The 24,944-nt window shown below is 42.0% G+C and carries 25 protein-coding genes and 1 pseudogene; 19 read left to right on the top strand and 7 right to left on the bottom strand.

From position 1 onward, the window contains the following. The first annotated feature begins 12 nt into the window (after positions 1-12). From QP775_RS22130 to QP775_RS22100, 7 genes are read left to right on the top strand one after another with little or no spacing between them, the layout of a single operon-like run. Complete coding sequence (locus QP775_RS22130; RefSeq protein ID WP_285109034.1) at positions 13-2,418, top strand: Na+/H+ antiporter subunit A; 2,406 nt, start codon at positions 13-15, stop codon at positions 2,416-2,418. Then, a complete protein-coding gene (locus tag QP775_RS22125) occupies positions 2,405-2,827 on the top strand; it encodes a Na(+)/H(+) antiporter subunit B (RefSeq protein ID WP_239329726.1) in 423 nt (140 codons plus the stop codon). The genes QP775_RS22130 and QP775_RS22125 overlap by 14 nt, the downstream gene beginning before the upstream one ends. A 1-nt stretch (position 2,828) precedes the next feature. Continuing rightward, entirely contained in the window at positions 2,829-3,164 is a 336-nt protein-coding gene (locus tag QP775_RS22120; RefSeq protein WP_285109000.1) for a Na(+)/H(+) antiporter subunit C, read from the top strand. Continuing rightward, positions 3,161-4,636, top strand: coding sequence for a Na+/H+ antiporter subunit D (locus QP775_RS22115; protein WP_285108999.1), 1,476 nt, complete (start codon positions 3,161-3,163; stop codon positions 4,634-4,636). Before QP775_RS22120 ends, QP775_RS22115 begins: the two co-directional genes overlap by 4 nt. A gap of 14 nt (positions 4,637-4,650) precedes the next feature. Further along, on the top strand, positions 4,651-5,130 hold the full coding sequence (locus QP775_RS22110) for a Na+/H+ antiporter subunit E (RefSeq protein ID WP_239329719.1): 480 nt from the start codon (positions 4,651-4,653) through the stop codon (positions 5,128-5,130). Beyond that, the gene (locus QP775_RS22105) at positions 5,127-5,408 is read left to right on the top strand and encodes a Na(+)/H(+) antiporter subunit F1 (RefSeq protein ID WP_239329717.1); all 282 of its coding nucleotides are present in this window, start codon (positions 5,127-5,129) and stop codon (positions 5,406-5,408) included. The genes QP775_RS22110 and QP775_RS22105 overlap by 4 nt, the downstream gene beginning before the upstream one ends. After that, the gene (locus QP775_RS22100; protein WP_285108998.1) at positions 5,392-5,790 is read left to right on the top strand and encodes a Na+/H+ antiporter subunit G; all 399 of its coding nucleotides are present in this window, start codon (positions 5,392-5,394) and stop codon (positions 5,788-5,790) included. The genes QP775_RS22105 and QP775_RS22100 overlap by 17 nt, the downstream gene beginning before the upstream one ends. Before the next feature lie 771 nt (positions 5,791-6,561). On the opposite strand, the gene QP775_RS22095 is transcribed toward QP775_RS22100, so the two are convergent. Then, entirely contained in the window at positions 6,562-7,014 is a 453-nt protein-coding gene (locus QP775_RS22095) for a hypothetical protein (RefSeq protein ID WP_239329713.1), read from the bottom strand. 671 nt (positions 7,015-7,685) lie between these two features. Between QP775_RS22095 and QP775_RS22090 the strand changes: the two genes are divergently transcribed. From QP775_RS22090 to QP775_RS22075, 4 genes are all read left to right on the top strand, one after another. Beyond that, the gene (locus tag QP775_RS22090; RefSeq protein ID WP_239329711.1) at positions 7,686-8,321 is read left to right on the top strand and encodes a TetR/AcrR family transcriptional regulator; all 636 of its coding nucleotides are present in this window, start codon (positions 7,686-7,688) and stop codon (positions 8,319-8,321) included. Between the two features lie 225 nt (positions 8,322-8,546). After that, positions 8,547-10,865, top strand: coding sequence for an ABC transporter permease (locus QP775_RS22085; protein WP_285108997.1), 2,319 nt, complete (start codon positions 8,547-8,549; stop codon positions 10,863-10,865). Between the two features lie 4 nt (positions 10,866-10,869). After that, the gene (locus tag QP775_RS22080; RefSeq protein ID WP_239329708.1) at positions 10,870-11,628 is read left to right on the top strand and encodes an ABC transporter ATP-binding protein; all 759 of its coding nucleotides are present in this window, start codon (positions 10,870-10,872) and stop codon (positions 11,626-11,628) included. A gap of 508 nt (positions 11,629-12,136) precedes the next feature. Continuing rightward, positions 12,137-12,499, top strand: coding sequence for a hypothetical protein (locus QP775_RS22075; RefSeq protein ID WP_239329706.1), 363 nt, complete (start codon positions 12,137-12,139; stop codon positions 12,497-12,499). Between the two features lie 134 nt (positions 12,500-12,633). Here QP775_RS22075 and QP775_RS22070 read toward each other — a convergent pair whose 3' ends face one another. Next, positions 12,634-12,924 (bottom strand): transporter, encoded by a 291-nt coding sequence (locus tag QP775_RS22070; protein ID WP_239329703.1) that lies wholly within the window; start codon positions 12,922-12,924, stop codon positions 12,634-12,636. A 41-nt stretch (positions 12,925-12,965) separates the two neighbouring features. Next, a complete protein-coding gene (locus tag QP775_RS22065) occupies positions 12,966-13,271 on the bottom strand; it encodes a hypothetical protein (protein WP_239329701.1) in 306 nt (101 codons plus the stop codon). A gap of 516 nt (positions 13,272-13,787) precedes the next feature. Here QP775_RS22065 and QP775_RS22060 point away from each other — a divergent pair. After that, positions 13,788-14,234: a hypothetical protein gene (locus QP775_RS22060; protein ID WP_285108996.1), complete on the top strand. Its 447-nt coding sequence runs from the start codon at positions 13,788-13,790 to the stop codon at positions 14,232-14,234. Positions 14,235-14,428: 194 nt separating this feature from the next. Here QP775_RS22060 and QP775_RS22055 read toward each other — a convergent pair whose 3' ends face one another. Beyond that, positions 14,429-14,824: a VOC family protein gene (locus QP775_RS22055; RefSeq protein WP_239329696.1), complete on the bottom strand. Its 396-nt coding sequence runs from the start codon at positions 14,822-14,824 to the stop codon at positions 14,429-14,431. Between the two features lie 216 nt (positions 14,825-15,040). On the opposite strand from QP775_RS22055, the gene QP775_RS22050 reads away from it, so the two are divergent. The 3 genes from QP775_RS22050 (at position 15,041) to QP775_RS22040 (ending at position 17,406) form a co-directional block, all read left to right on the top strand. Beyond that, complete coding sequence (locus QP775_RS22050; protein ID WP_285108995.1) at positions 15,041-15,502, top strand: LytTR family DNA-binding domain-containing protein; 462 nt, start codon at positions 15,041-15,043, stop codon at positions 15,500-15,502. 14 nt (positions 15,503-15,516) lie between these two features. Next, a complete protein-coding gene (locus QP775_RS22045; RefSeq protein ID WP_285108994.1) occupies positions 15,517-15,945 on the top strand; it encodes a DUF3021 family protein in 429 nt (142 codons plus the stop codon). Positions 15,946-16,086: 141 nt separating this feature from the next. Further along, entirely contained in the window at positions 16,087-17,406 is a 1,320-nt protein-coding gene (locus tag QP775_RS22040; RefSeq protein WP_285108993.1) for an alpha/beta hydrolase family protein, read from the top strand. Between the two features lie 273 nt (positions 17,407-17,679). Here QP775_RS22040 and QP775_RS22035 read toward each other — a convergent pair whose 3' ends face one another. Both QP775_RS22035 and QP775_RS22030 read right to left on the bottom strand, forming a co-directional pair. Further along, a complete protein-coding gene (locus QP775_RS22035) occupies positions 17,680-18,870 on the bottom strand; it encodes an MFS transporter (protein ID WP_285108992.1) in 1,191 nt (396 codons plus the stop codon). 28 nt (positions 18,871-18,898) lie between these two features. Continuing rightward, on the bottom strand, positions 18,899-19,714 hold the full coding sequence (locus tag QP775_RS22030; protein ID WP_285108991.1) for a MerR family transcriptional regulator: 816 nt from the start codon (positions 19,712-19,714) through the stop codon (positions 18,899-18,901). Between the two features lie 509 nt (positions 19,715-20,223). On the opposite strand from QP775_RS22030, the gene QP775_RS22025 reads away from it, so the two are divergent. The 3 genes and pseudogenes from QP775_RS22025 to QP775_RS22015 all read left to right on the top strand — a co-directional run bounded on the left by QP775_RS22025 (position 20,224) and on the right by QP775_RS22015 (position 22,478). Next, positions 20,224-21,078, top strand: coding sequence for a helix-turn-helix transcriptional regulator (locus QP775_RS22025; RefSeq protein ID WP_285108990.1), 855 nt, complete (start codon positions 20,224-20,226; stop codon positions 21,076-21,078). Between the two features lie 58 nt (positions 21,079-21,136). Next, positions 21,137-22,120 carry an ABC transporter substrate-binding protein gene (locus QP775_RS22020; protein ID WP_239329681.1) on the top strand — a complete coding sequence of 328 codons (984 nt, stop codon included), beginning with the start codon at positions 21,137-21,139 and terminating at the stop codon, positions 22,118-22,120. 20 nt (positions 22,121-22,140) lie between these two features. After that, positions 22,141-22,478: pseudogene (locus QP775_RS22015) on the top strand (cupin domain-containing protein). A 317-nt stretch (positions 22,479-22,795) separates the two neighbouring features. Here QP775_RS22015 and pdxR read toward each other — a convergent pair. Further along, positions 22,796-24,220 (bottom strand): MocR-like pyridoxine biosynthesis transcription factor PdxR, encoded by a 1,425-nt coding sequence (gene pdxR / locus QP775_RS22010; RefSeq protein ID WP_239329679.1) that lies wholly within the window; start codon positions 24,218-24,220, stop codon positions 22,796-22,798. A 265-nt stretch (positions 24,221-24,485) separates the two neighbouring features. Between pdxR and QP775_RS22005 the strand changes: the two genes are divergently transcribed. Beyond that, complete coding sequence (locus tag QP775_RS22005) at positions 24,486-24,941, top strand: GNAT family N-acetyltransferase (protein ID WP_285108989.1); 456 nt, start codon at positions 24,486-24,488, stop codon at positions 24,939-24,941. Positions 24,942-24,944: the final 3 nt, after the last annotated feature.

Here is a 24,944-nt window from a genome sequence, read left to right as displayed (position 1 = left end):
GTACGCTTGGCTATGTTCTATACCTGTATTTTTCTCCCGTTGATCAGTGCAATGCTTGTTCCCTTGCTATATAAGTATTTCAATCGCTTAGTGCATACGGGATGGTTCGTTTTACTTGTACCTATGTCTATTTTTGTCTATTTGCTACAGTATATACCTGGTGTAGCGGCGGGTGACACCTATAAATACACATTATCTTGGATTCCGTCCCTTGATGTGAATTTGATCTCCTATGTGGATGGGCTTAGTCTGTTATTTGGTTTGCTTATCAGTGGTGTTGGTAGCTTGGTCATTATTTATTCTATATTTTATATGTCTAAGGCCAGAGAGGCTCTTCATAATTTCTATATTTATTTGCTCATGTTCATGGGTGCTATGCTGGGGGTAGTATTCTCTGATAACCTCTTAGTCCTGTATGGATTCTGGGAGTTAACCAGCGTGTCTTCCTTCTTATTGATCTCCTATTGGTACGAGCGCAAGAGCTCCCGCCAGGGTGCCTTAAAGGCGCTATTGATTACGGTTCTTGGAGGATTCGGCATGTTAGCCGGGTTCATTATGCTGATCATGATGGGAGATACGTACAGCATTCGGGAATTGTTCGCTAACCTGGAAGCCATACAAAGCCATGTATTGTTTATTCCTGCGATGCTATGCATTTTGCTCGGGGCATTTACGAAATCCGCGCAATTTCCGTTCGGTATTTGGTTACCGGATGCGATGGAGGCACCAACTCCCGTGAGTAGTTACCTCCACTCGGCAACAATGGTCAAGGCTGGCATTTATTTAGTGGCGCGTATGACTCCGCTTTTTGGGGGTAGCTCCGTGTGGTTCTGGCTTGTGGCCGGCATTGGTATCATTACGCTGCTGTATGGTTCTTTGACGGCGCTGAGACAGACCGATCTTAAGGCGATGTTAGCGTATTCTACGATTAGCCAATTGGGGTTGATCATGTGTCTGCTTGGGGTCGGTTCTTTAGCCGTCTATTTTGGACCTAGCGAGAGCGGCACGATCTTTACAGTAGCTACATTTGCTGCCCTATTCCATTTGTTTAATCATTCGACCTTTAAAGGCAGCTTGTTTATGGTTGTTGGTATTATTGACCATGAGACTGGCCGGCGGGATATTCGCTATTTAGGCGGTTTGATGCAAGTCATGCCGGTTACGTTCACAATCGCTTTGATTGGCGGCTTATCCATGGCGGGATTACCGCCGTTTAACGGCTTTTTGAGTAAGGAGATGTTTTTTGCAGCGGTGAATGATGTATCCGGGGCCGGTATTTTCGGTTTGGGCAGCATAGGTCTCCTGTTTCCGGTCATTGCTTGGATAGCCAGCATATTTACTTTTGTTTATTGCATGATATTTGTATTCAAGACCTTTGGCGGACAATATCGTCCTGAAAAACTGACACGAAAAGTGCATGAAGCGCCTTGGGGGATGCTGTTTTCACCGGCCATTTTGGCATTACTCGTGATATTCATTTTCTTCTTCCCCAATGTATTGGGTAAGTATATTCTCACCCCGGCGTTAACCGCGATTTTGCCGATGATGCCGCTATCTCCATACGACCTGAAAATCAGTGCATGGCATGGGCTCAATATGGAGCTCGTGATGACGATCGGTGTCATTGTTGTCGGTCTCCTTCTCTTCAGAACAAAGAAGCGGTGGATCCAGGTCATGCGAAATTATCCGCAGGGATTAACATTGAATCATTGGTACAATCAGGGCTTATCCGGTACGGAGAGGCTCTCGGCATCCCTGACCAACCGGTATATGACAGGCTCGCTGAGACAGTATCTGATCTACGTTTTTTCTTTCTTTGTCATTGTATTGATAAGTTCGCTTCTGCTGCTCCATGGTCTCCAGTTCGATTTCACAAGTAATGCAGCTATCAGCATTTTTGATGTGGGACTTGTGCTTGGCATGATCATCTCCGCATGTACTGTCTTATTTGCCGGCAATCGGATCCTGGCTATTGTTGCATTAGGCGCTTTAGGTTATATGGTATCTATGTTCTTTGTTATCTTTAGGGCTCCTGACCTGGCATTGACGCAGATGGTGGTGGAGACGGTGACAACGGTTCTGTTCTTGCTGTGCTTCTATCATTTACCGAAGCTTACGAAAAGCATCGAGCGGATTCCTTTCAAACTGACGAATTTGGTCATATCCATCGCGATGGGTCTAACGGTGGCACTGCTCGCCTTGTCCGCGAATGGGCATAAATTATTTGAACCCATATCCTCATTTTTTGAAAATGCCTTTGAACTGGCGGGCGCCAAAAATATTGTCAATGCTATATTAGTGGACTTCCGCGGATTTGATACGATGCTGGAAATATCCGTGCTGGTCATTGCCGGGCTAGGTGTATATATATTCGTTCATCAGCGTTCCAAAAGGAGGGAACAGAATGAAATCGAATGATGTGATATTGCAAAGTGTAACCCGAGTGGCTGCCGTGATCATATTGACCTTTTCGATCTATTTATTTATGAACGGTCACCATGATCCGGGAGGAGGATTCATTGGGGGGCTGAGTATGGCATCCTCCATTGTCCTGCTGTATCTTTCTTTTGGAGTCGAGAAGGTAAGGGAAAATATTCGGGTTGATTTCAAAAAGCTTTCAGCGGTAGGTGTGTTGATTGCCGTTGCGACCGGAATGGCGAGCACCGTATTTGGTAAGCCTTTTTTAACCCAGACCTTCGGTCATGTGGACTTACCGATCTTTGGAGATACTGAGCTCGCGTCCGCTTTGATTTTTGATACCGGAGTCGCTTTGGCTGTCATAGGTACCGCAGTCAATATTATTCTAAGCATAAGTGAGGATCGTTAATATGGAGACACTAATGGTCATACTGGTCGGTATTTTAATATCCATTGGAACCTATTTGATTCTATCTAAGCAACTACTGCGAATTGTGCTCGGGTCATCGATTGTGGGCCATGCGGTTAATTTGTTGCTTATCACTTCTGGTGGGCTGAAGACGGGGAGTGCTCCTCTGCTGGAAGAGAAAGCTGCGGGTTTTACGGACTCTATTCCTCAAGCATTAATTCTAACTGCGATCGTCATTAATTTTGCCGTGACAGCGCTAGTATTAGTTTTGTGTTACCGCGCCTATCAAAGCTTCGGGACGGATGACATGGAGCAATTAAGGGGAAATGAGCAATGAATAATTTGTTGATCGCGCCGGTTATCATTCCTCTATTGACGGGGATGCTCCTCATTATATTCCAGAAAAATATTAAGCTTCAGCGGATTCTTAGTCTGGCTGCATTGTTAGCCACCAGTGTCATTTCAGTTCTATTGATGAACCAGATCAGAGATGGCGGGATTCAAAGCTTACAGTTGGGTGGCTGGCAAGCGCCTTACGGCATTAGTTTCGTGGGTGATATGTTCAGTGCTTTGCTGCTATTGGCTACCTCTATTGTCTCGGCGTGCTGCTTGATTTATGCTTTTTCATCGATTGGCCGCAAGCAAGAAAAACTTTATTTTTATCCTCTATTTTTGTTTTTGATTACAGGTGTCAATGGTTCGTTCTTGACAGGGGATTTATTCAATTTATATGTCTTTTTTGAACTGTTTCTGGTGGCTTCCTATGTACTGATCACATTGGGGGGAGCCCAGAGGCAGCTTCGCGAATCGCTCAAATATATTTTTACGAACATTATTGCATCGGCGTTCTTTTTGATCGGAGTTGCCTATTTATATTCTATAACCGGCACATTGAACCTCGCCCATTTATCGATCCGGATTGCAGAGGTTGGCCAGGATGGGCTAATTACCACCGTCGCCTTATTATTCCTGATCGTATTCGCTATGAAGGCGGGATTATTGCTCTTTTTCTGGCTACCCGGGTCCTATAGTGTACCTCCAACGGCCATCGCTGCCATATTCGCAGCGTTGCTTACTAAGGTAGGGATATACGCCATTTTCAGAATGTTTACGCTCATCTTTTATCATGAACCGCAAATTACCCATCTGTTTATCGGAATATTAGCCGCTATTACAATGGTGCTAGGCGGACTTGGAGCGATCGGCTTTTGGGATTTGAGAAAAATATTAACCTACAATGTGGTCATCAGCGTTGGATTTATTATGGCTGGACTTGTCTCTTTAACATCCACCGGCATAGCAGGCTCTATTTATTATTTGATTCACGACATGCTGATTAAGGGGCTTATATTTATGATTGGGGGAACGATTGTTCATCTCACGGGGACAAGTGACTTGAAGAAAATTAGCGGCTTGATTCGTCTTCACCCCGGGTTAGGCTGGATGTTCTTCATCGCTGCTTTGTCTATGGTTGGAATTCCTCCGCTCAGCGGATTTCTTGGTAAAGTATTTACGACGCAAGGTGTCTTTGAAGCCGGTTACTATTGGCTTGGAGGAATCGGGCTGCTGGCCAGCTTGTTCATTCTGTTTTCTATGATCAAATTGTTTATGAACGCTTTTTGGGGTGAGACGATTCTGAGTGTTGAGGAAGAGAAAGGGACAACGAAAGGCTTATTGCTTCCGATCGCTCTTTTGACGCTGGCTAGTGTTGCTATGGGAATCGGTGCTGAGGCGATTACGGGTTATGTTGCCCAAGCTGCCGAGGAATTGCTCAATCCAAGTCTATATATTCAGGCGGTGTTTGATTAAAGGGGGGAACAGCCATGCCCGTTCAGGTGCTACTCAACATATTCATTGCCTACTTGTGGATGTTTCTGCAAGAGGATATGAGCATATTAAACTTTATCAGCGGTTACTTTGTGGGTCTGTTTATTTTAATGTGCATCCACCGATTCTTTAAAAAGCCGTTTTATCTATACACGCTAGCCGCAATCGGTAAGCTGTTCGTTCTCTTTATCCATGAGCTGAATACTTCTGCGATGATGGTCATGAAGCATGTGCTCCGTCCTAAAATTGATGTTAAGCCAGGGATTTTCAAGGTGGAAACAGATTTGGAGGGGGATTTGGAAATTACGCTCCTATCCTTATTAATTTGCTTGACGCCAGGCTCAGTCATCATGGAGGTAACCCCTGATTCGAAGGAGCTGTACATCCACGGTCTGAACATGCCAGAATCCCGGGATTCTGTATTAAAATCAAAATCTGTTTTTGAAAAAGCGATAAAGGATGTGACGAGAAAATGATATTTGAGACGGTGTTGATCACTGCATTATGTATATTAATGCTGGCCATACTAGCCAATTTATATCGGATTGTAAAAGGACCGTCCAGTGCAGACCGTGTTCAGGCGCTAGATTCCGTCGGTATTAATCTGATCGCCAGTACTGCCGTATTCTCCGTGCTGCTGCACACGCATGCCTTTTTTGATCTCATACTATTGATCGGAATCCTTTCATTTATCGGAACGGTTGCCTTTGCCAGATTTATTGAAAGAGGTGTTGTTATTGAACGCAAGCGGTGAAGTGATCGGGGCCATCCTCATTCTCATCGGAGCCATTTTTAGCTTGATCAGCGCGATTGGAAATGTGCGTTTGCCCGATGTGTACACAAGGTCCCATGCTGCATCTAAAAGTTCTACGCTTGGCGTGCTGTGCGCGCTCGTTGGAACATTACTGTATTTCTTGATTTCCGACGGTTTCTTCAGCATCCGCCTCATCTTAGGCATCTTCTTTGTATTTTTAACAGCCCCAGTGGCCGCCCATGTCATCTGCCGGGCCGCATACCGCAGCCAGGTGCCGTTAGCCGAGCAGAGCGTCCAAGATGAATTGAAGGACTACTACATGGAGAATGAGATCTTCGAGGTAGAAGATAAGGTCGAATTAGTTAATGATCAGGCGAAATGAAAAAGCAGTTCACCCTCAACGGTGCAGTTTTTTGTTTAGGTTCAGTTAAGAATCGGTTGCATAAAATATTTGTCTAACTTTAAGGGGCACTTCACAACTGAGGATGAACTGCTTTTTAAGTCATAACTTCACCATGCGCTTGTCGGACATACGTAGTATCAGTGAAGACACCTTAGATGGTGTCTTTTTTCGTGGATTCAACAGTTCGTTATCATGAGCGGAAGCTGCAACAATTATTTACCGTTTGCGTAAAGCATCGAATTTGATTTAGAGCGTACATTGATCGTAAATGGTTTTGCAGGAAGTAATTGTGGTTTTGCAAAGCCACGGCTCGCCTCCACCAAACCTGAAAGAGCCGACCGCGCGCAGGAAGCGGAAGAGAAGCTGCGAAGGAAAGCCCCAGCGAACGAGCACGGAGGGCGATGGAAAACGCAATGTTCTGGGCGGCCCCGCCGCAAAAATCACGGGAAAAGCAAGAGCGCCTATGAACAGCCCGAAAAATATCTTCTACGATGAACCTAACAGATCCGATCAACTCCAATTCGGTGTAGGAGATTATGGACATTCTTTCCGAAATCAAAGCGGTGGGTATTGCGATTATGATCGTCACCTATGACGCCAAGGTTCGAAGCTTTCGGTATCCGCCTTGGTTATAGAAAAAACTAAGCAGCCTTAACCCGATGGAAATACGAGCTAAGGCTGCTTAATCATTTTATTTTACTGTCTACTTGATGGGTTCAGTTCAGATCTAGTGGCTCTTTTGCTACTTAACTACTTAGCTGTTTTAAATGAACTACGTATGTCTTGGAACGAATCCTCAGCGTTCCCGGATGGAGCTAAACCCATGTAAACTTTATTATCGTTAATCATCACGATTATTTCTTTATCGTTTGCCGATTGAATGAGTACTAATGTTCCTTTTAAGTCTTCGTCTTCATATGGCACAGATTCTGCGACCTTCGGATCCTTCAGCTTCTGATCTTCCAAAGCCCCTGACTTAGCCCAGACGCGTAATCTTCCTTGCACATCGGGATGCACATTCTCATCAACAAACTTCAATCTGTCCTCTTTCTTTGTTCCATTGTAGTAGTCTGTGACATAGGATAATGCCAGCTTCTCATCCGCAGATCGATCCTGCGAATCTGCAGCATTATTACTTGAGCATCCAGATAAAATAATTACTGCGGCGAATAAAATAGATAGGAATTTTGTGAAGTTCTTCATGTTGTCCCCCTTGGAAAATAATATCATTTGTCAGTTTATCAGGTATAGAGGGGATTTGGTAGTAAAATTAAGGAATTATTAATTTATTATGTATTAAGAAGTAAAATATGATAGATTATTTTGCGAATACACTAATGAGGAGGCAAGCTTTTATCGATGTGAAAAAGTCACTTACACTATACAAGATACTGATGAGGGGATAAACTTCAATGAAGATGATTTTGAGTGATATTAAGGTATCTCATGGGGTGAAGCTCAAATCATCTAATCAGTGACTACACCTGCAGAAGCCTGTGTTACGTTATCTTCGGACAGGGATTCGACTCCCCTCACCTCCACCATGTAAAACCCCATACCTCATAACGGTGGGGGTTTCTTTTAAATTGTAGACATCAGGTATGTTTTATAAATTAAACGGCTATCTTGAAGATAATTTGTCGGAAATTTAATAGAAAACAAATGATTTCTGCTACATATTCGATACACGTTGAGACAGTAATGTTGATAAAACAGATACGTTTTAATAGAGTACATCGGGGCAAAAGCTCTTTTTTATTGGTGTGTTTTAGGTGACCATTTTTTGACGTAATTTAGAATGCCCTTGACATCACAAAATAGCATGCTACTATTTAACCGACAGGCAGTCGGTCGGTAACGAAGGAGGTATTAAAATGAGAGTTGTCAAAGAAGCCGAGGAACGCAGGAACGAAATACTTGACGCGGCGGATAAGCTTTTTGGGCAGAAAGGCTTTGACGGCACGAGTACAAACGATATTCTCGAAAAGGTCGGAATTGCGCGAGGAACGCTGTATCATCACTTCAAGTCGAAGGAGGATATTATGAACGCTCTTATTGAGCGGTATAGTGTTCGTCTCTTAAGTGCGGCACAGAAAATTGGCGTAGACAAGAGTATTCCCTTAAACGAGCGCATTATTGGAGTTGTAATGGCCCTGAACATAAGTGACGGAAGTAGTAAAGAAATTTTGGAGCACATGCACAAGCCGCAGAACGCGCTTATGCATCAGAAAATACAAAAGGTCATCATAAACGGCGTTCCCCCGATACTGACGGGAGTAATCCGCGAGGGCATTGAGCAAGGCTTGTTCAGCACGCCGTTCCCGTATGAATGCATGGAAATGGTTGTGGTATATATGAATACCGTTTTTGATGATGATATGGTTGAAATGACGAACGAGGAGCGCGCTTCACGCATGCATGCGTTTGTTTTCAACGTAGAAAGGCTGCTTGGTGCCGAAAGTGGAAGTCTAATGTCCGTCGTTATGCAGATGTTTGGCAGCAATGAATAATTCGCGAAAATTTCTTCTTCTGTGGTCAGTACAGCTTACTTCAGCGATAGGAAGCGGGCTTACAGCGTTCGGGCTCGGGGTTTATGTTTTGAGCAGACGGAAAGGCATTGGCATTGGCAGAGGTATGGGATTGCTCATTATTATCGCTGGGATTTTGTTATGTGTTACTTCAGTAATTCTGTACAACTTGAAATCGGTTAAAAAGCTTGAATACAGAGGTGAATTATGTATAACAGAATAATCCGTAATGACATTTTAAAGAGCAAGGCAATTACGCTGACAACAATCATATTTGTCGCTGCCTCGGCTATGCTTGTTTCGCTCGCGGCTATACTCGTCGTCAATCTTTCGGGTGCGCTAGATACGCTTATGAAACAAGCTAAAACTCCGCATTTTATGCAGATGCATTCGGGTGAAATTGATATTGCGCGGCTTACATCTTTTGCGAAGCAAAATAACAATGTCGATGATTTTCAGGTGATTGAATTTCTCAACATGGACGGTGCTCAGATTATTTTTGGCGATAGTTCGCTTGCAAATAGTGCTCAGGATAACGGTTTCAGCATACAGAGCGAAAAATTCGATTATCTTCTTGATCTTGACGGAAACATCATAAACGTAACCGACGGCGAACTTTATGTTCCAATAAGCTATATGAGGGACAAGACCACAAAGGTCGGTGATAGGGCAGTAATAAGCGGAAAGGAATTTACCGTTGCGGGATTTCTCCGAGATTCGCAGATGAATTCCACGCTCTCCGCCTCAAAAAGATTTCTTGTCAGTAAAAATGATTACACGAAAATAAAAAACCTTGGAAGTACGGAGCATCTGATTGAGTTCAGATTAAAGGATTTGTCGGCGCTTGGCGCATTTGAGACTGCTTATGCTTCCGCAGGACTTGAGGCGAACGGACCAACGGTTACATATCGACTTTTCAAAATGATGAACGCACTTTCAGACGGGATCATGATTGCGGTTATACTTCTTGTAAGCGCACTTGTCGTTGCAATCGCATTTATGTGCATACGCTTTACGCTTCTTGCGAAGATTGAAGAAGACTACTGCCAAATTGGCGTTATGAAGGCAATAGGGTTGCGTGTTTCCGACATAAAGAAGATTTATCTTGCGAAGTATGCAGCGATTGCGGCGGTAGGCAGTATTCTCGGTTTTGCACTTTCGATTATGTTCAAAGGTATGCTTCTTGAAAATATACGGCTTTACATGGGCGAAAGCGAAAACTCTTCTTTTGCCTTGCTTTTCGGAATAATCGGCATACTGCTTGTGTTCCTTGCAATTACTGCCTATGTAAGTGGAGTGCTAAGACGCTTTCGGAAAATATCCGCTGCGGAAGCAATACGTTTTGGGACTTCACAGGAGAAAAACGCGGGAGCAAAGCGTTTTTGCCTGAGCGGAAACAGGCTGCTGCACACAAATATTTTTCTCGGTATCAAAGATGTTCTCGCAAGGAAAAGACTTTACTCCACAATGCTTGCGGTGTTGGTGATTTCGGCATTTATCATTATTGTTCCGCAGAACCTGTACAACACGATTTCCTCAAAAAGCTTTATCAAATATATGGGGATTGGGAACTACGATATGCGCATGGATATTCAGCAGACCGACAATATCTCTGAAAAAGCCGCTGAAATTATTAAAAAGTTGAACAGTGACAGTGCCATTTCAAAGTATGCCATCCTTACAACAAAAGCATTCAAAGCAAAAACGGAAAACGGATCGGAGGAAAATATAAAAGTTGAACTCGGCGACCATTCGATATTTCCTATAGCATATTCCGGGGGTAGAGCACCCTCTGAAGAAAATGAAATTGCACTTTCGGCTTTAAACGCTAATGAGCTGAGCAAAAAGGTCGGTGATATCATTACGCTAGTGATTGAGGGGAAAGAGAATAATCTCAAGATAAGCGGAATTTATTCTGACATTACCAACGGCGGCAAAACCGCAAAGGCGGTTTTTACCGATAATTCGGCAGACATTATGTGGAGTATTATCTGCGCAGAGCTTTCGGATAAATCTCTTGTCAAAGAAAGAACTTCGGAATATGCGGGCAGGTTTGTTTTTGCAAAGATTTCAGATATTGATGAATTTGTTACACAGACATTCGATTCGATAATAAATTCCGTCAGAGAGGCCTCCAGTGCCGCAATTGCCGTTGCCCTCATTATCACGGTACTGGTTACACTGTTGTTTATGAAGATGCTTGTCACAAAAGACAGATATTCCATTGTCGTCATGAAAGCGTTTGGTTTTACAAACTCGGATATTAAGGCACAGTATGTTTCGCGTTCGGTATTCGTTCTGATTGTCGGAATTATTCTCGGCACGCTTCTGGCTAACACTCTCGGAGAGATACTTGCGGGCACGGTGATCTCCTCCTTTGGAGCGTCTACGTTTAAGTTTGCGATCAATCCGCTTTCGGCGTATCTGTTTAGTCCATTAATGATGATATGCTCGGTACTTATCGCAACAATGATCGGCACATCAGGCGCGGGACAAATAAAAATTCCTGAAAATATAAAGGAGTAGGCATATGAAGAAGATTATTATCGGTGATCAAATTGTAAAATCTTTCGGCCAGGGCGATGAAAAGCGCAATATTCTCGATGGAGTGTCTGCCTACATAAACGAGGGCGAATTCGTTGCGGTTATGGGCCCTTCGGGGTCGGGAAAATCAACACTAATGTTTGCACTAAGCGGAATGGATGGCGTTAATGACGGAAAGGTCGTTTTTGACGGCAGGGATTTATCGGCGGTCGGGGAGAATGAGCTTTCAGATATACGCAGACTAAAAATGGGATTTGTATTTCAACAGCCGACTATGCTGAAAAATCTGAATATCCTCGATAACATCATTCTTCCGTCAATGCGCGACAACAGAAAAAACGCTGCAAAAATTTCGGAGAAGGCAAGAGTGCTTATGAAAAAGGTAGGCATTACGGAGCTTGAAAAGCGCGACATTACACAGGTCTCTGGAGGTCAGCTTCAGCGCGCGGGAATATGCCGAGCGCTTATGAATAGCCCAAAAATAATCTTCGGTGACGAGCCGACGGGTTCGCTCAACTCAAAATCTGCGCAGGACATTATGGACATATTTTCCGAAATCAATGCGGAAGGTACTGCGGTTATGCTTGTAACTCATGACGCCAAGGTTGCGGCGCGGACGGAGCGTATTATGTTTATGCGCGACGGATCAATCGTAAGTGAACTAAAGCTTCCGAAGTTTGATGGAGCGGATATGGATGGCAGGATCGAGAAAGTAATGGTGAAAATGAGGGAAATAGGAATATAATATCAATTGAAGATTTTGCCTCAAAAAGTAAAGGGGAAAGAAGATGGAAGTGCCTGTTTACCTTGCGGCTAGTTTAGGAAACTCAATAATACGAAATCACAAGTGACCGAACTCTGCTCTGAATCCTGTCCACTTCTTGTAGTCATCCGCGGACTGAAGTGCACCCCTTAGAATAGACATTGGAAAAAGCCCCTGGGTAGTTCAATGGGACTGCCCCCCGTTCATGAGGTCTGGGTGTTCTTTAATGTGGAGTAGAAAATGGGAGTAGCCCCTGTCAGGGGTTCAGTCCCGCACGCAAAGAAATAGTGGGAAGCGTCAGAAGATTGCATCTGTGAACGAGCACGGCATGGATATCCAACCGCTAAGAACGTTATCGAGAAATAAGCATCCTCTAATACAAAGTGTCTTTGTTATAATTATTAATATGAAATTATTCATTGGTAACTCTGAGTCTTCGCTCACGGGATAGGATGAAATATATAAACTGTAGATTGGCTGGTAAATCTGAATGAGTGAAAAATTCTGGTTAGTGGTACAATATCCACTTAAAAGTGCCAAGGGTAGTCAACGTGACCACTGGTTAAGAGATAAAGTAATGGAATACTTGGAGATATCTCTAGCAGATGCTAACCTAGGCTATGTTGATGGCTCAGATATGGGGAAATGCATTTCCGACCCGAAAAAGTATGCTCTTAATGTATTTTGTGTTGTTACGGAAGAAGAACGGAGTATTACCTTGGTGAAAAGAGTTTTAAGAGATAGCAGGCTTGATTATACTCGTATAAAAATCGCTACAATGCCTTATGGCAATGAAGAAATATATACTCTGAAATATGCATATAAGAAGGGCGTTACCGATTTTTCACTATAGTATGGTATTGTGTTTAGCTCCGCATGAAATGATACGGTTAATTGTCCCCCAATATGCAATAAAAGTAGTCAACTCGCTTTTTTATTATACAAATAACCCAGCACCGAAAAGGTACTGGGTTACTATTTCCTTCTCTATAGACATGTAAATGACACAATGCTTCTTAGATCGACCCCAGTAAACATCCATCTTCGACCGGTCCATCTAAAGCCCGCAACGGATGTACGTCCTACAAAGGTTGGGAAGAACCAGAACGCGTTCCCATTTCTCAACCACACAAATGTGTTGCGGAATAAACAACCGGAAATTGCTCCAGGGTCGATGGCGAACGCAGCAGCAGCGGGTTGCTGTGGTGTGAATTGTGGAGGAGGGGAGGATGGTGGCTGCTGTGTTCCTTGTGGTCCTTGAGGCGGTGTAAATGCCATAAGATTTCACTCCTTAATTAGAGGATTAAGCTTGATCATGCTTATATTAATGAAATGGCGAGTAAATTGAACAGCACTAGGGGCAAAATGAAATCATTGTGGAAATTTGGGACTAATCCGCGACTAGGCCCATGGCTAGGGAGTCTTAAGTATAAAATTCCTCTTTCGCAGTGGATAAGTAACCCTTCAAAAACATCGCCATCCACTGTCTCTACTCGGACAAGTTTATTAACATGGTTATTGCAAATATCCCCTATGTGATCTTGTATGGATTTTAAGTTGTGCATAGTAGTTGGATCCATTTGATACAGTGCTTGTTCTTGATGCCCCTGTTGTTGCAAACTCATGGTCATGACCTCCATTTTAGATTCGTTCATTTTCTCCATCATATGCAGAAGCCTATAAGGGGGTGAAGATCTGAGTGCTCGATGAAGAACGCGGGTCTCCATTCTTTTAACAGAATGACACGAGGGAGATCCGGTAAAAAGGGAGAAGCAACTGTTTATGATGGCCGGTCGTTCAAATTTAAGGTGGCCTCATAACTGTAACTATATCGTAGATGCCTGTGCTGCGTTATCTTCGGACAGCGGTTCGCCCGCGTGCAGGAAGTGTGAGATGAGCTATGAAGTGATCTTACAAGATCGCCTTTTTTGCTTATTCGGACTCGAATGGGTTGGGTAAACCGATCAGGCTCTAGCAGAGGTCAGACAGCTTATCCCATTAAGTAAGTCATGCTTTGATAGGGCTTAATATTACAAAATAATGGGGGAAGTATCATTGCGAAAATATATTTTTTGTGGCAGAGTGAAGTTGTTTTCATAGGTTGAGGCTACTTATATTTTGCTCGAAAGGAGCAAGTTTGCATGGATTTTTATTGGGGGTTTTCTTGGAAAGGCTTTTTGGTTGTCTTGTTACCCATGATCCCTAACATACTTTATTTTACTATTCCAAATTTAATATCAATAGGAGGGGCCAAAGGAAGTCATAAAGTATTAGATTTCATAGAGCATGGAAGCCAATTTGTTTACATGGCTCTTCTTGTGATGGTTGTATCAACACAAACGATACCTTTCAAAAGTAATGACCTAATTGGTATGGCAATATTTTTGATTGCTTATTATGTGTTATGGATTCTATTATTTACTGGACATAAAAATATACTTGTACTTTTATGTATGGCGATATTCCCAGTTATTTATTTCATATTAGCGGAAATATGGCTCTATAATTATTTTGCCATAGTACCAACTGTTATTTTTGGTATAGTTCATATGATAATTACATATAAAGATTTTATTTCTACAAGATAAGATCAGGAGTAACACCTGTATGAGATTTAAAATGGAGCTGCAATTTGTAGTCGGGTGACCAAAGGGATGGCATAGAGGCCGATTACGGCATCGACATCCGGCCACTATAAACGTCATCGCCTATTAAACATCGTAAAACCCAGTCCGCATGGGGCTGGGTTTTACGATGTTTAATAAGATATATAGCGTAAAGTCTATTTTGCGTCCTCATCTGGTTGATGAATACCAAAAATATTGCCTTCAGTGTCTAGATAATAACCTTGCCACGCCATACCAGGAAGAGCATATTTAGGCAATGCGACCTTGCCTCCATGATTAAGAATTTTGGCTTCAGAAGAATCATAGTCCGCTACGCCCATTGTACATGCATAGCCATTTACAGGCTGGCATGGTTCCGGGGAAGGACCTTGGCGCTGCATCAAAGCTCCGTTGATTCCAAGTTCATTTTCATTGCCCGTCACAGCTCCGAAATAAGGCATGCCAGCATAACTGCTCCAATCCTGGAATGTCCATCCGAATACCTCTCCATAAAACTTCTTGGCACGCTCCATGTCATCGACATGAATCTCAAAATGAACTAATCTGCTCATAATTACCTCCTAGATTTGAACTATCGTTTCTCTTAATTATGTTTTTCCATTGGATTCTCCTGCTTTAGTATTAAAAATTTGTGATAAATTATACATTTTCAAAATAAAGCCTATTGTTGCGGTTTAAGTTAGGAGGATAGTATGCTATAGAGAATCTTCATCCCGAAGTTTTAGATGCTTTCTTTGCGGTGTACAAGACCGTGGCAAAAATCATATATGACGATGCGAGCGAGTGAGTTCATGAAAGTTTCAATCCAAGAGATCGGCAAAGACCTAGAAGAGGAAATTCTTATCCGATGTCATGAGGTAAATGATAAAGTCCACGAAATCGTAGACAAGTTAAAAATGGAAAGTTTGACCCTGCTGGGATATCATGACGATAGAGTTCACCGTATTAAACTGACCGATATCTATTATTTTGAGGCCGTCGACGGAAAGGTTTTTATTTACTGCAAGGATAACGTTTTTGAAGTCAAACAAAAGCTTTACGAGTTAGAGGAATTGTGTAAAGAAAAGAAATGTTTCCGTGCATCCAAATCTACAATTTTGAATATCATCCATATTTCATACATTCGTCCATCATTAAGCGGCAGATTTGAAGCCGTACTCAATAATGGGGAACGTATTGTTATCTCTAGGCAGTATGTCCCTGTTCTTAAACATATGCTTGGAATATGAGTGGAGGAACAAATGTGAAACTGCAGGAATTTATTAAAAAGGGGATCCAGAATTTCTTAATCATCTTTGCATCCATCATCATTATGATTACGATGTTGCGACAGTTGTATTACCCGGACATGTCCTTTGATTTGGGGTCAATCTATATCATCATGTTTTTTTCACTTTTAAGTGTATTGGTTGGATTTATTTTGTCTCCACTTCACAATATAAGCGAGATGAACATGTACATAAGAGTGGCCATTCATTTCGTGGCTTTAGAGACGATATTGATCTCTCTTGCAGCTATTTTGGGTATTATCCACCGCGCATCTGAAGCCCTCATTTTAGCATTACAAATCGTCGTAATCTATGTCATTCTTCGTCTGCTCTCATGGAGCAATGATAAAAAGATAGCCAAAGAAATAAACGAAGGATTAAAGTTTTTGAAGAAAGAAAACTAGGTGGTGAGTCTAGGGCTTTTCGCCGTTTTTGCAACTTAGTGGCCTGTAGATACAGCTTACTTCGATTCAATATACATCCTTTCGGCAGTTTTGTATGCTGGGTTTACTAAAAACTAGCTAGAACCCGAAAGGAGCAACACGATGGGCAACTTATTATTTTTTATCATTTTGATTTTCGAGATTGCTTTCGCCATGTACTGTATTGTATCGAAGAAAAGCCACCAGAAGCTAAGGAGTGGGGTCAGAATTGCCGCATTCTTCGTATTCGTAATTCTTATACTTTCATCAGTGATCGTTTGGAGCTTCCGCTGGGTACTGCTTGCCATATTCCTGTTCATACTAGCAGGAATTGGAACGATTTCCCTGATTCGCAATAACCTTAACAACCGGGAGTATAAGACTTCCCGCATAATTGGAAAAGGCGTCTTTATGACACTAATGCTAGTATTTACGCTTATTCCTATACTTGTGTTTCCGCAGTATAAATCACCGCAAGTTACTGGCTCTTATGATGTGGCGACAGCAACTTACACCTATACAGATAAGAGCCGCATGGAAGAATTCAAGGATACCGGTAAAAACAGATTTTTAAATGTTAAATTCTGGTATCCTAAAAATGCTGATGAATCCTATCCGCTCTTAGTATTTTCCCATGGTGCCAACGGTATTAAGGAAAGCAACACCTCTACCTATATGGAGCTTGCGAGCCACGGTTATGTCGTATGCTCGATCGATCATTCCTATCATTCTTTTTATACAGTCGCGGACAACGGGTCAATTGCTCTTATTAGTTCAGAATATATGAAGGAATTCCGGGATTCCAATAAAGAAGGCATTTACACGAAGGCTGAACTCTATCAACTCATTCAAAAGTGGATGAAATTGCGAACGGACGACATGAATTTTGTCATTAATACTATTATTGAAAAATCCAAGAATGACAAAGACCCTGTGTATCAGCAAATCAATCAAGATAAAATAGGGGTGTTCGGACACTCCATGGGTGGAGCGGCAAGTGTCTGGGTAGGTAGAGAGCGTAAAGATGTAAGCGCGGTTGTCAATATTGACGCCCCGTTTTTTAGCGAGCTTGCTTACAATCAAAAGAGGGATGATTTTGAGGCAAAAGATGAAGCGTATACGATTCCGTTGCTAAACATTTATTCCGATGATGTATGGAAACAACTCGATACTAACTCTGTGTATGCGGCAAACCGATTGACAAATAATTATTTCAAAGAGGCCTATACTGTTCACTTTCAAGGCGCAAAGCATTTAAGTTTGACGGATTTACCGCTTGTCTCCCCTCTACTTGCTAATATGCTGCAAGGCGGTAAAGCAGATATCGATTCATATTACTGTATCGAAACAGAGAATGAGCTTATTCTTCAATTCTTTGATGCTACCCTGAAAGGTATAGGCCGCTTCACATCCGAGGGAACCTATGGGCCAAGCCCGAGTTAAAGGTAGATAGTAAGGAATCACTGGATGAGAAATGGTAGTTTTGAACGTATTGAAATGGTGTTTTTACTAAAATATTGACGAATTAGAAATTATTATGCTTTTAAAAAAACAAGGGTAACATTATACATCATAATTTCGGCAGTTTTCACAAAGAAAGTTTTAGAGTAGTCCAGTGTAAGAACCAACGGTGGACTAATACAAGAAGAATATAGTCTTAGACTGCCGTTGGTTTATTAAATTAACAATACAACCTTTATTCCATATTTTTTCCCGTTAAGCGGACAACCTGCTATCAACAAGAGTCTTTTTGTCTAAGTTATAGCTGACAAAGGTCAGTATTGAGGCAGCTATAGCAATTATCCCTCCGATCCAGGAAACATCGATTAGTTCCATGCTTGTTGTGACTACTCCACCAAGGGAGGACCCAATCGCAATTCCGACATTGACTGATACAGGCGTTAATGATGAAGCCAGGTCTTTTGCTGATGGAAAATGCTGATCTGCCAAATCTAAAAAATACAATTGCATAGTGGAATTGATTGTATAAACGACCAGGGCAATCAATGATATGCTAATTAATCCCCCTACAATCGAATTGGATGAAAAGTAAAGCGAAATGAGAATGGCCGCTTGAACAAGAAACACATACCGGAGCTTAGCTATCCCATTGCTAGCTGCTAATTTACCACCAATTAACGTACTAAAGACAGATACAACTCCGTAAAGTAAAAATACAAGACTAATATATTGATCTGGAACAGAGATCACTTTTTGCAGCAGAGGAGTTAGATACGTATATACAGTGTAGGTCGCTCCGATGCTCAATGCCGGTATTAAGAATGCGATTATGATTCGAGAATGAGTCAATAGGCCAATCTGTTTTTTTAAGGAGCTTTTTGATCCTTTCAGTCCTTTGGGGATGGACGCTGAACTTGCGATTAGTGAAGCGATTCCTAATAGGCTAGTAAACCAAAAGGCCATATGCCAACCGCCCCATTGGCCGATATAGGTGCCAAGGGGCACCCCGATTACACTTGCAATTGTAAAGCCCGCAAAGATGATTGAAATCACCGTGCCCCTCCTTTCAGAAGACACGGCTTCACTTGCAACTGCCATTGCCAGTGAAATTAACACTCCAGTTGCAACAGCTGTGATAATTCTAGAAAAAAGAAGAAGCTCATATGAACTAGATACTGCGGTTATCAGATTACCTACAATAAATACCCCTATTAAAGCAAGCATTAGTGGGTACTTTGAGAACCGGCTAAATATGGCCGTAAAAATAGGTGTACCTATTGCAAATGAAATGGCAAACACCGAAACTAAAGCTCCTGCTGTTGAAATCGTGATATTTAAATCGGATGAAACTTCAGTTAGGAGACCAACAATGACAAATTCACTCGTTCCCAGAACAAAGGTCAATAAAAATAAATTCATAGTCAAAAGCATTTGTTGTCTAGTCAAATTCTTATCTCCTTCTCATGATCTTCAGTCAAGCTCGCTCGACGACAATTTGAACCTCTGCAACGTAAGCTTCTGGATCACTTAAGTTCTCATGAGGAATACAAATCTCGCGTCGCGGCTCGTTCTCCTTCATTCGATAACCGTTTCGCTCAATCCATAACGCCAACTCCGTACTTGCGGTGCAACGCCTTGTTGTCCAGCAATGATGGATCAGCGTGGCCATCATTGGAACTTCAGGCAATTGTTTGACTATAAAAGGAGAATTACTAGGAATTGGATGTGTGATCAGACGTGCTACTTCAATATCAATCTCTTCATCATCTTCCTCACAATCATGCCAAAGAACCATTTTGGATCGAGCTGACGGTTGATAACATTCTAAATGACTATCTAACTCTTGGAAAATATCAGGAATTTGGCAAAGTGCGGCTTTTTTTCGGTAAGATATCACAAGTTGCGATTTCACTTCTTTTAGCACAACTTCGTGCGGAGTTTGGCTATTCTCCTCCTTTTCAATGGAACAAATACGATCTTTTATTCGATCGAGCCTGGCTTGTTCTTTATCCAGATTTGTTTGGATCTCACTCTGCTTGATTCTAAACATCCCTCTAATTTGTTCGAGCGAAATATCCTCACCCAGCAGCTGTCGAATTTGATCCAGTGAGAAGCCCAATTCCTTAAATGCCATAATACGATGGAGCTGAAACATTTGGTCAGCCGAGTAATATCTATACCCTGTAAATTTGTCAGTGTGAGCGGGTTTGAGCAAATTCAATTGATCATAATAACGAAGAGTTTTGACGGAAACTTGGCTAATTTTCGAAAATTCACTTATTTTAAACATGGACACTTCCCCTTGTTACATTTAATATGGCTATTCTCTCTTCCCTTTAGCGAGTATAACGTTCCAGTCAAGGGGAGAGTCAAGTGGCTGGATCTAATCGCTTAACGTATGGATATGGAGGTTAATCCCTCCTTATTTTTTCTACCTTGGGTATGTCGTTACCCTGTTGTTTGAATATTAGCCGAGTTCGGCATTTTTATTGCCCGTATAACTTGACAACGATAATCATTATCAATAATGTGAAAATTAAGGAGTATCATCATGCTCACCCTCTCGCACACAGGCGGCAACCTTTAATTGATTCCGAGTTTATACAGCCCAGTTGAAGGAAGTGATCCGGAATATTACGGCTATTAGATGGGATATGTGGGGAGGGGAACCGACCTGAAAGCGGTTTTCAACAGCAGCTTGTTGAATCGTATGTACTGCTTGTAATCAAGAGCTTCACAGGAGTACACAATCGATTTCAGGGTTGCCCAACAAACGACTATTAAAATGAGGTATGCAATGTGAAAATCGACGTTAATCAATTAGCAGCGCATTTTGCGCACATTCCTTTTCAAGTAGAAGGAATATATCGATATGCTAGAAATCCAGGTGTGCCTCACGCTGATTATACAGACTCTCTGCCTGGATTTGTGTTTCCACTTACGGGGAAGACACAATTTCAATTTAATGGCACACCATATATCTTTTCGCCAGGAAAAGTGGTGCATGGGGGTCCAAAAATGAAACTAGCCCACAAAATGTTTGGCAACACGGACTGGGAGTACATTCTTGTTTTATACCGGATATGCAGCTCAGAACTAGAAGAGTCAAGCTTTTCCCATCAGCATTTTGAGTTATTAACGGGACAATCTCCTCGTCTTATCGAGTTAATTATGCGTCTTTGGCATGTGTATAATCAGCGCGGAGGTATTTCGATGTTTCAGACCGAAATGCTGTTTCGCGATGTACTGAATGAAGCCTTATTATGTGTCGATAATAGGCAAAATAGCTATGAATCACATATTTTATTCGAACGAGTGTCTAATTATATTCATGAATACTATGATCAAAGCCTTACAATAGCATCGCTTGCTGAACAAAATAACGTAAATCGAAATCGACTTTCTTATGTATTTAGGAGACATGCAGGTATGGGACCAGCAGAATATTTATTAAAATATCGTATAAACATGGCGCAAGAAATGCTATTTGCAAGTGATGCACCTGTACAACAAATTGCACAAACTGTTGGAATTGCTGATCCTTTTTATTTTAGTAGAGTGTTCAAGAAACAACTTGGTATTTCTCCTACTCAATATCGTGAGAAATTCATTAATAATCCATGCCAATTTCAACAGGCATCCATTCTAATCTAAAAACGACTTTACTATACTTATGGCAAACGGAATAAACATCATGTTGGAGGAATCCTGTATGCAAAAGGTTAAAGGCCTGCTAATCCCAATGTTATTATTAGCAGGCATATTAGCAGGTTGTAATGAAGCACCTGTTGAAAACAAAGGATCAACAACAGAAGGTGCATCTGCATCATCAGTCAATGCAGCTGCAACTGATTGGCCAAGAACGTTTAAGGATGCCTTAGGTAAAGAATTTGTGATCAAGAAAAAACCAGAAAAAATAGCATCTTTATGGTATTTTTATCCTGAAATTTTAGTTGCATTAGGTGAGCCGCCTGCTGCTTCTACTGATAAAGAGTTTCTGTCCTCTTTATCTTACTTAAAGGGAAAGCTGGATTCAGCTGAGGAATTAGGAGATAAATTGTCTCCCAGTATTGAAAAAATTTTATCTATTGAGCCTGATTATATTTTAGCCACAGAACATCATGAAAAAAATTATGACTCATTAGAAAAAGTTGCGCCAGTCATTACGTTGAACTCTAAAGACATCTATGACAACTGGCAATATGGGCTCCGTACAGTAGCTAAGATTATTGGAAAAGAAGCCGAAGCGGAAAAAGTAATTGATAAAATGATGAACGAAATCACAACTGGACGTGAAGCCTTAAAGTCGATTCAAGGAGAGTCAGTAGCCCTTATATTGTCTTGGGATGGAAAAACTTATAATGTTCTAGGTGAAGGTAATCCTGTCTATATACTTGCGTTTGATAAAGAAAAGGGACTGGGGCTTACACCAGATGATACCTTTAAAGGTACTAATAATGAATTTACTGCGTTTGAAGGAATGTCAACTGTTCAAGCAGACCATATTTTCCTGATAGGTGACATTACAAAAAAGGAAACATTAATGAATGAATTAAAACAAAGTAAAGTATGGAACAATCTGGATGCCGTAAAGAAAGGCAATATCTATTTAATGGATACTTCCGCTATAACTGGCGGCCCATTAGCTATCGAATATGCTTTACAAAATATAAAGAATGCTTTGCTTAAACTTTAAAAGGCTGAGGGGGAATTGTTATGGATTATCAAGCTATTAATCTGAATGAGAAGCTATCTAAAATCAACGATCTTTGGTCTCCAAAAGTCATTGGTGAAATGAATGACTATCAATGTAAACTCGTTAAGATTGCTGGGGATTTTGAATGGCATGTTCATGAAGATACAGATAAGATATTTATCGCGCTCGAAGGGGAGATGATCCTTGATTTTCGTGATGGTCAGGTGAAAATTTCCAAGGGTGAGATGTTTATTGTTCCGAAGGGAATTGAGATGAAGCCTTCCGCCGAAAAGGAATGCCATATCATGTTGGTGGAGCAAAAAGGCGTGTGAACACTGGAGGTACAGAATCCGACTAAACAGCAGCCAATGAAAATTAGATCTAGTCCACGATTTATTACTTGATATTACACTAAGTTCTTTTTAGTGACATCAAAACTGTAACTAGACCCGCAGTATCTTGGTGAAGTTTTCTTCAGAGAGGACTATTGCTCCTCTCCTTTATTATGCAAATCCGCAGCCATATCAGGTTGTGGATTTTTGCTGTACTCGGTTATCGAGGCATCAAGAAATTCATATCTCAATCAGCAGCATATGATCAACTTTCTAATCCTTTGGGCACTCACGCATACAGTACCTATCAAAGCAGCCAGCTTGCAAAATAGGAGCATGTTCATTACAACAAATACTTACTAATCCAAGCACGTTGCAGAGCATGGACTCCCTTTACGATATCCTCAATGCTCAACCCGCCAAAGCCGATTTGAACCATCGATGTATCGGCTTGCTGTGGACAAATCCAAAAAGGGGACACAGCATAAACCTTAACGCCTACCTTTGCTGCGGCATGGATTAGCTCTGACTCGTTCATGCCGTTATGTACACGCAATAAAATATGCAGGCCAGCATCTTGTCCGATCACTGTAGTGTGTTGACCCATCACCTCATGAATAGTCGCAATCAACGTGGAATGCTTCTTATGGTATACAGTACGCATCTTTCGAATATGGGCTTCCCAATGACCACGCCTCATAAACAACTCCAGCGTTTTTTGGTGAAACCTGGACACGGTCTGGTCATACAATTGGTAGTCTTGTTTATGATAAAGCTCCAGCAAAGTTGGAGGCAGCACCATGTACGCTATGCGCAGAGAGGGAAGAAGACATTTTGAGAAGGTTCCCAAATAAACGGTGCGCTGATGAGGATCCAAACTCTGTAAAGAAGGAATTGGTTTGCCAACGTAACGAAATTCGCTGTCATAATCATCCTCAATAATAATACCGTTCTGCTCTTTTGCCCACTTCAACAATTGCATTCGCTTGGCGAATGGCATGACCATTCCATATGGGAACTGGTGGGATGGGGTAATGTAGACGGATTTAGATTTACTCTCATATAACTTGCAAATGTTAAGCCCGTCTTGATCCAGTGGAATGGGGTGTACGTTGAATCCATAATGTTGAAAAATGGCTCTAACCCCATTATAGCCGGGTTCTTCCATTCCAATGCTGCGCCCATTAGCTCCAACTAACTGGGATAACATGCCCAGTAGATACTGAGTGCCTGCTCCAATTATAATTTGATCAGGCGAGCAGTTTACCCCCCTTGAATGGTATAGGTACTTCGTAATTTCAAAGCGAAGTTCATATTCGCCTTGAGAATCCCCGTAAGAGAAAAGCTCCACTTCTTCGGGTTGTAAGCACTGGTTGGACAGCTTGCGCCAAGTGGAAACCGGAAAGTGCGAAACGTCCACATCGCCATATCGAAAATCATATTGTACTACAGGCCGGTCATGCTTGCTTAATTCAAAGGATTTACTACGCACTGGAGAGGGAGCAGGCAGCTTCTCATGCTCTAATTGAATGACAAACAGCCCGCTTCTCGGCCTGCTTTGAACATAGCCTTCGGCTATCAATTGGTGATAGGCGAGTTCTACCGTATTACGGCTAATATGGAGATGGGATGAAAGCGCACGGATGGAAGGCAATCGTGTCTTAGCGGCCAGCTTGCCGCTTATAATATCATTTTTGATGTGTTGATACAGTTGGCAGTATAACGGTTCTCTAGCGTTTACATCCAGCAGCAGTGTGATATCGACCATGATAACCCTCCTGATCATTCAATCTGACCCTATAATATTATTAGGAGTTGACACTACAAATGGGGTCAGTAAGATATTACAATTATATCACTTCCAGTTAAAATCACGTCAAAATTTGTTGTCCTATCGTAAGGGGAGAATTGGAATGGGGCACAAGTTCAACTCGACTCGGCGTGCGCTACGACAGAGCATGTAGCGGTTATTATTAGCCTGCGCATCCCCTTGCTGCTAGTACTTGAAATACACCAGAATGAGGAGGCGAAGTATGGATAATTATGTGGTTCGAAAAGCGGGTCAGCAGGATATCCACCCGCTCAGCTTGCTTATGCAGGCGTATATCGTTGACTTTTACAAATGTCCCCGCCCTGCGGAGGAGAGCCTATTCGGTCTAATCCAGATGCTGTATCGAGAAGAGGAAGGCATTCAATTTGTTGCCGAGCAGAATGGGGAACTTGTAGGCTTTGCAACACTCTATTTCACATACAGTACAATCAAAGCACACAAGATTGCGATCATGAACGACTTGTATGTTGTGGAAGGCAAGCGTGGTGAAGGAGTAGGGGCCGGTTTGTTCCAAGCATGCAATTCATATCGAATGTCACATGATTACGCTTCTATGGTATGGGACACGGCAAGCAGTAACAAACGTGCACAAGCATTCTATAAGAAGATGGGTGGTATGCCAGAAGATTGGATTACCTACAGTTTAGAAGACGAGTAAATA

It is taken from the genome of Paenibacillus sp. UMB4589-SE434 (assembly GCF_030226685.1).
In the GTDB taxonomy this organism is placed as follows: Bacteria; Bacillota; Bacilli; order Paenibacillales; family Paenibacillaceae; genus Paenibacillus_B.
This window is presented reverse-complemented; position numbering and strand designations above follow the sequence as displayed.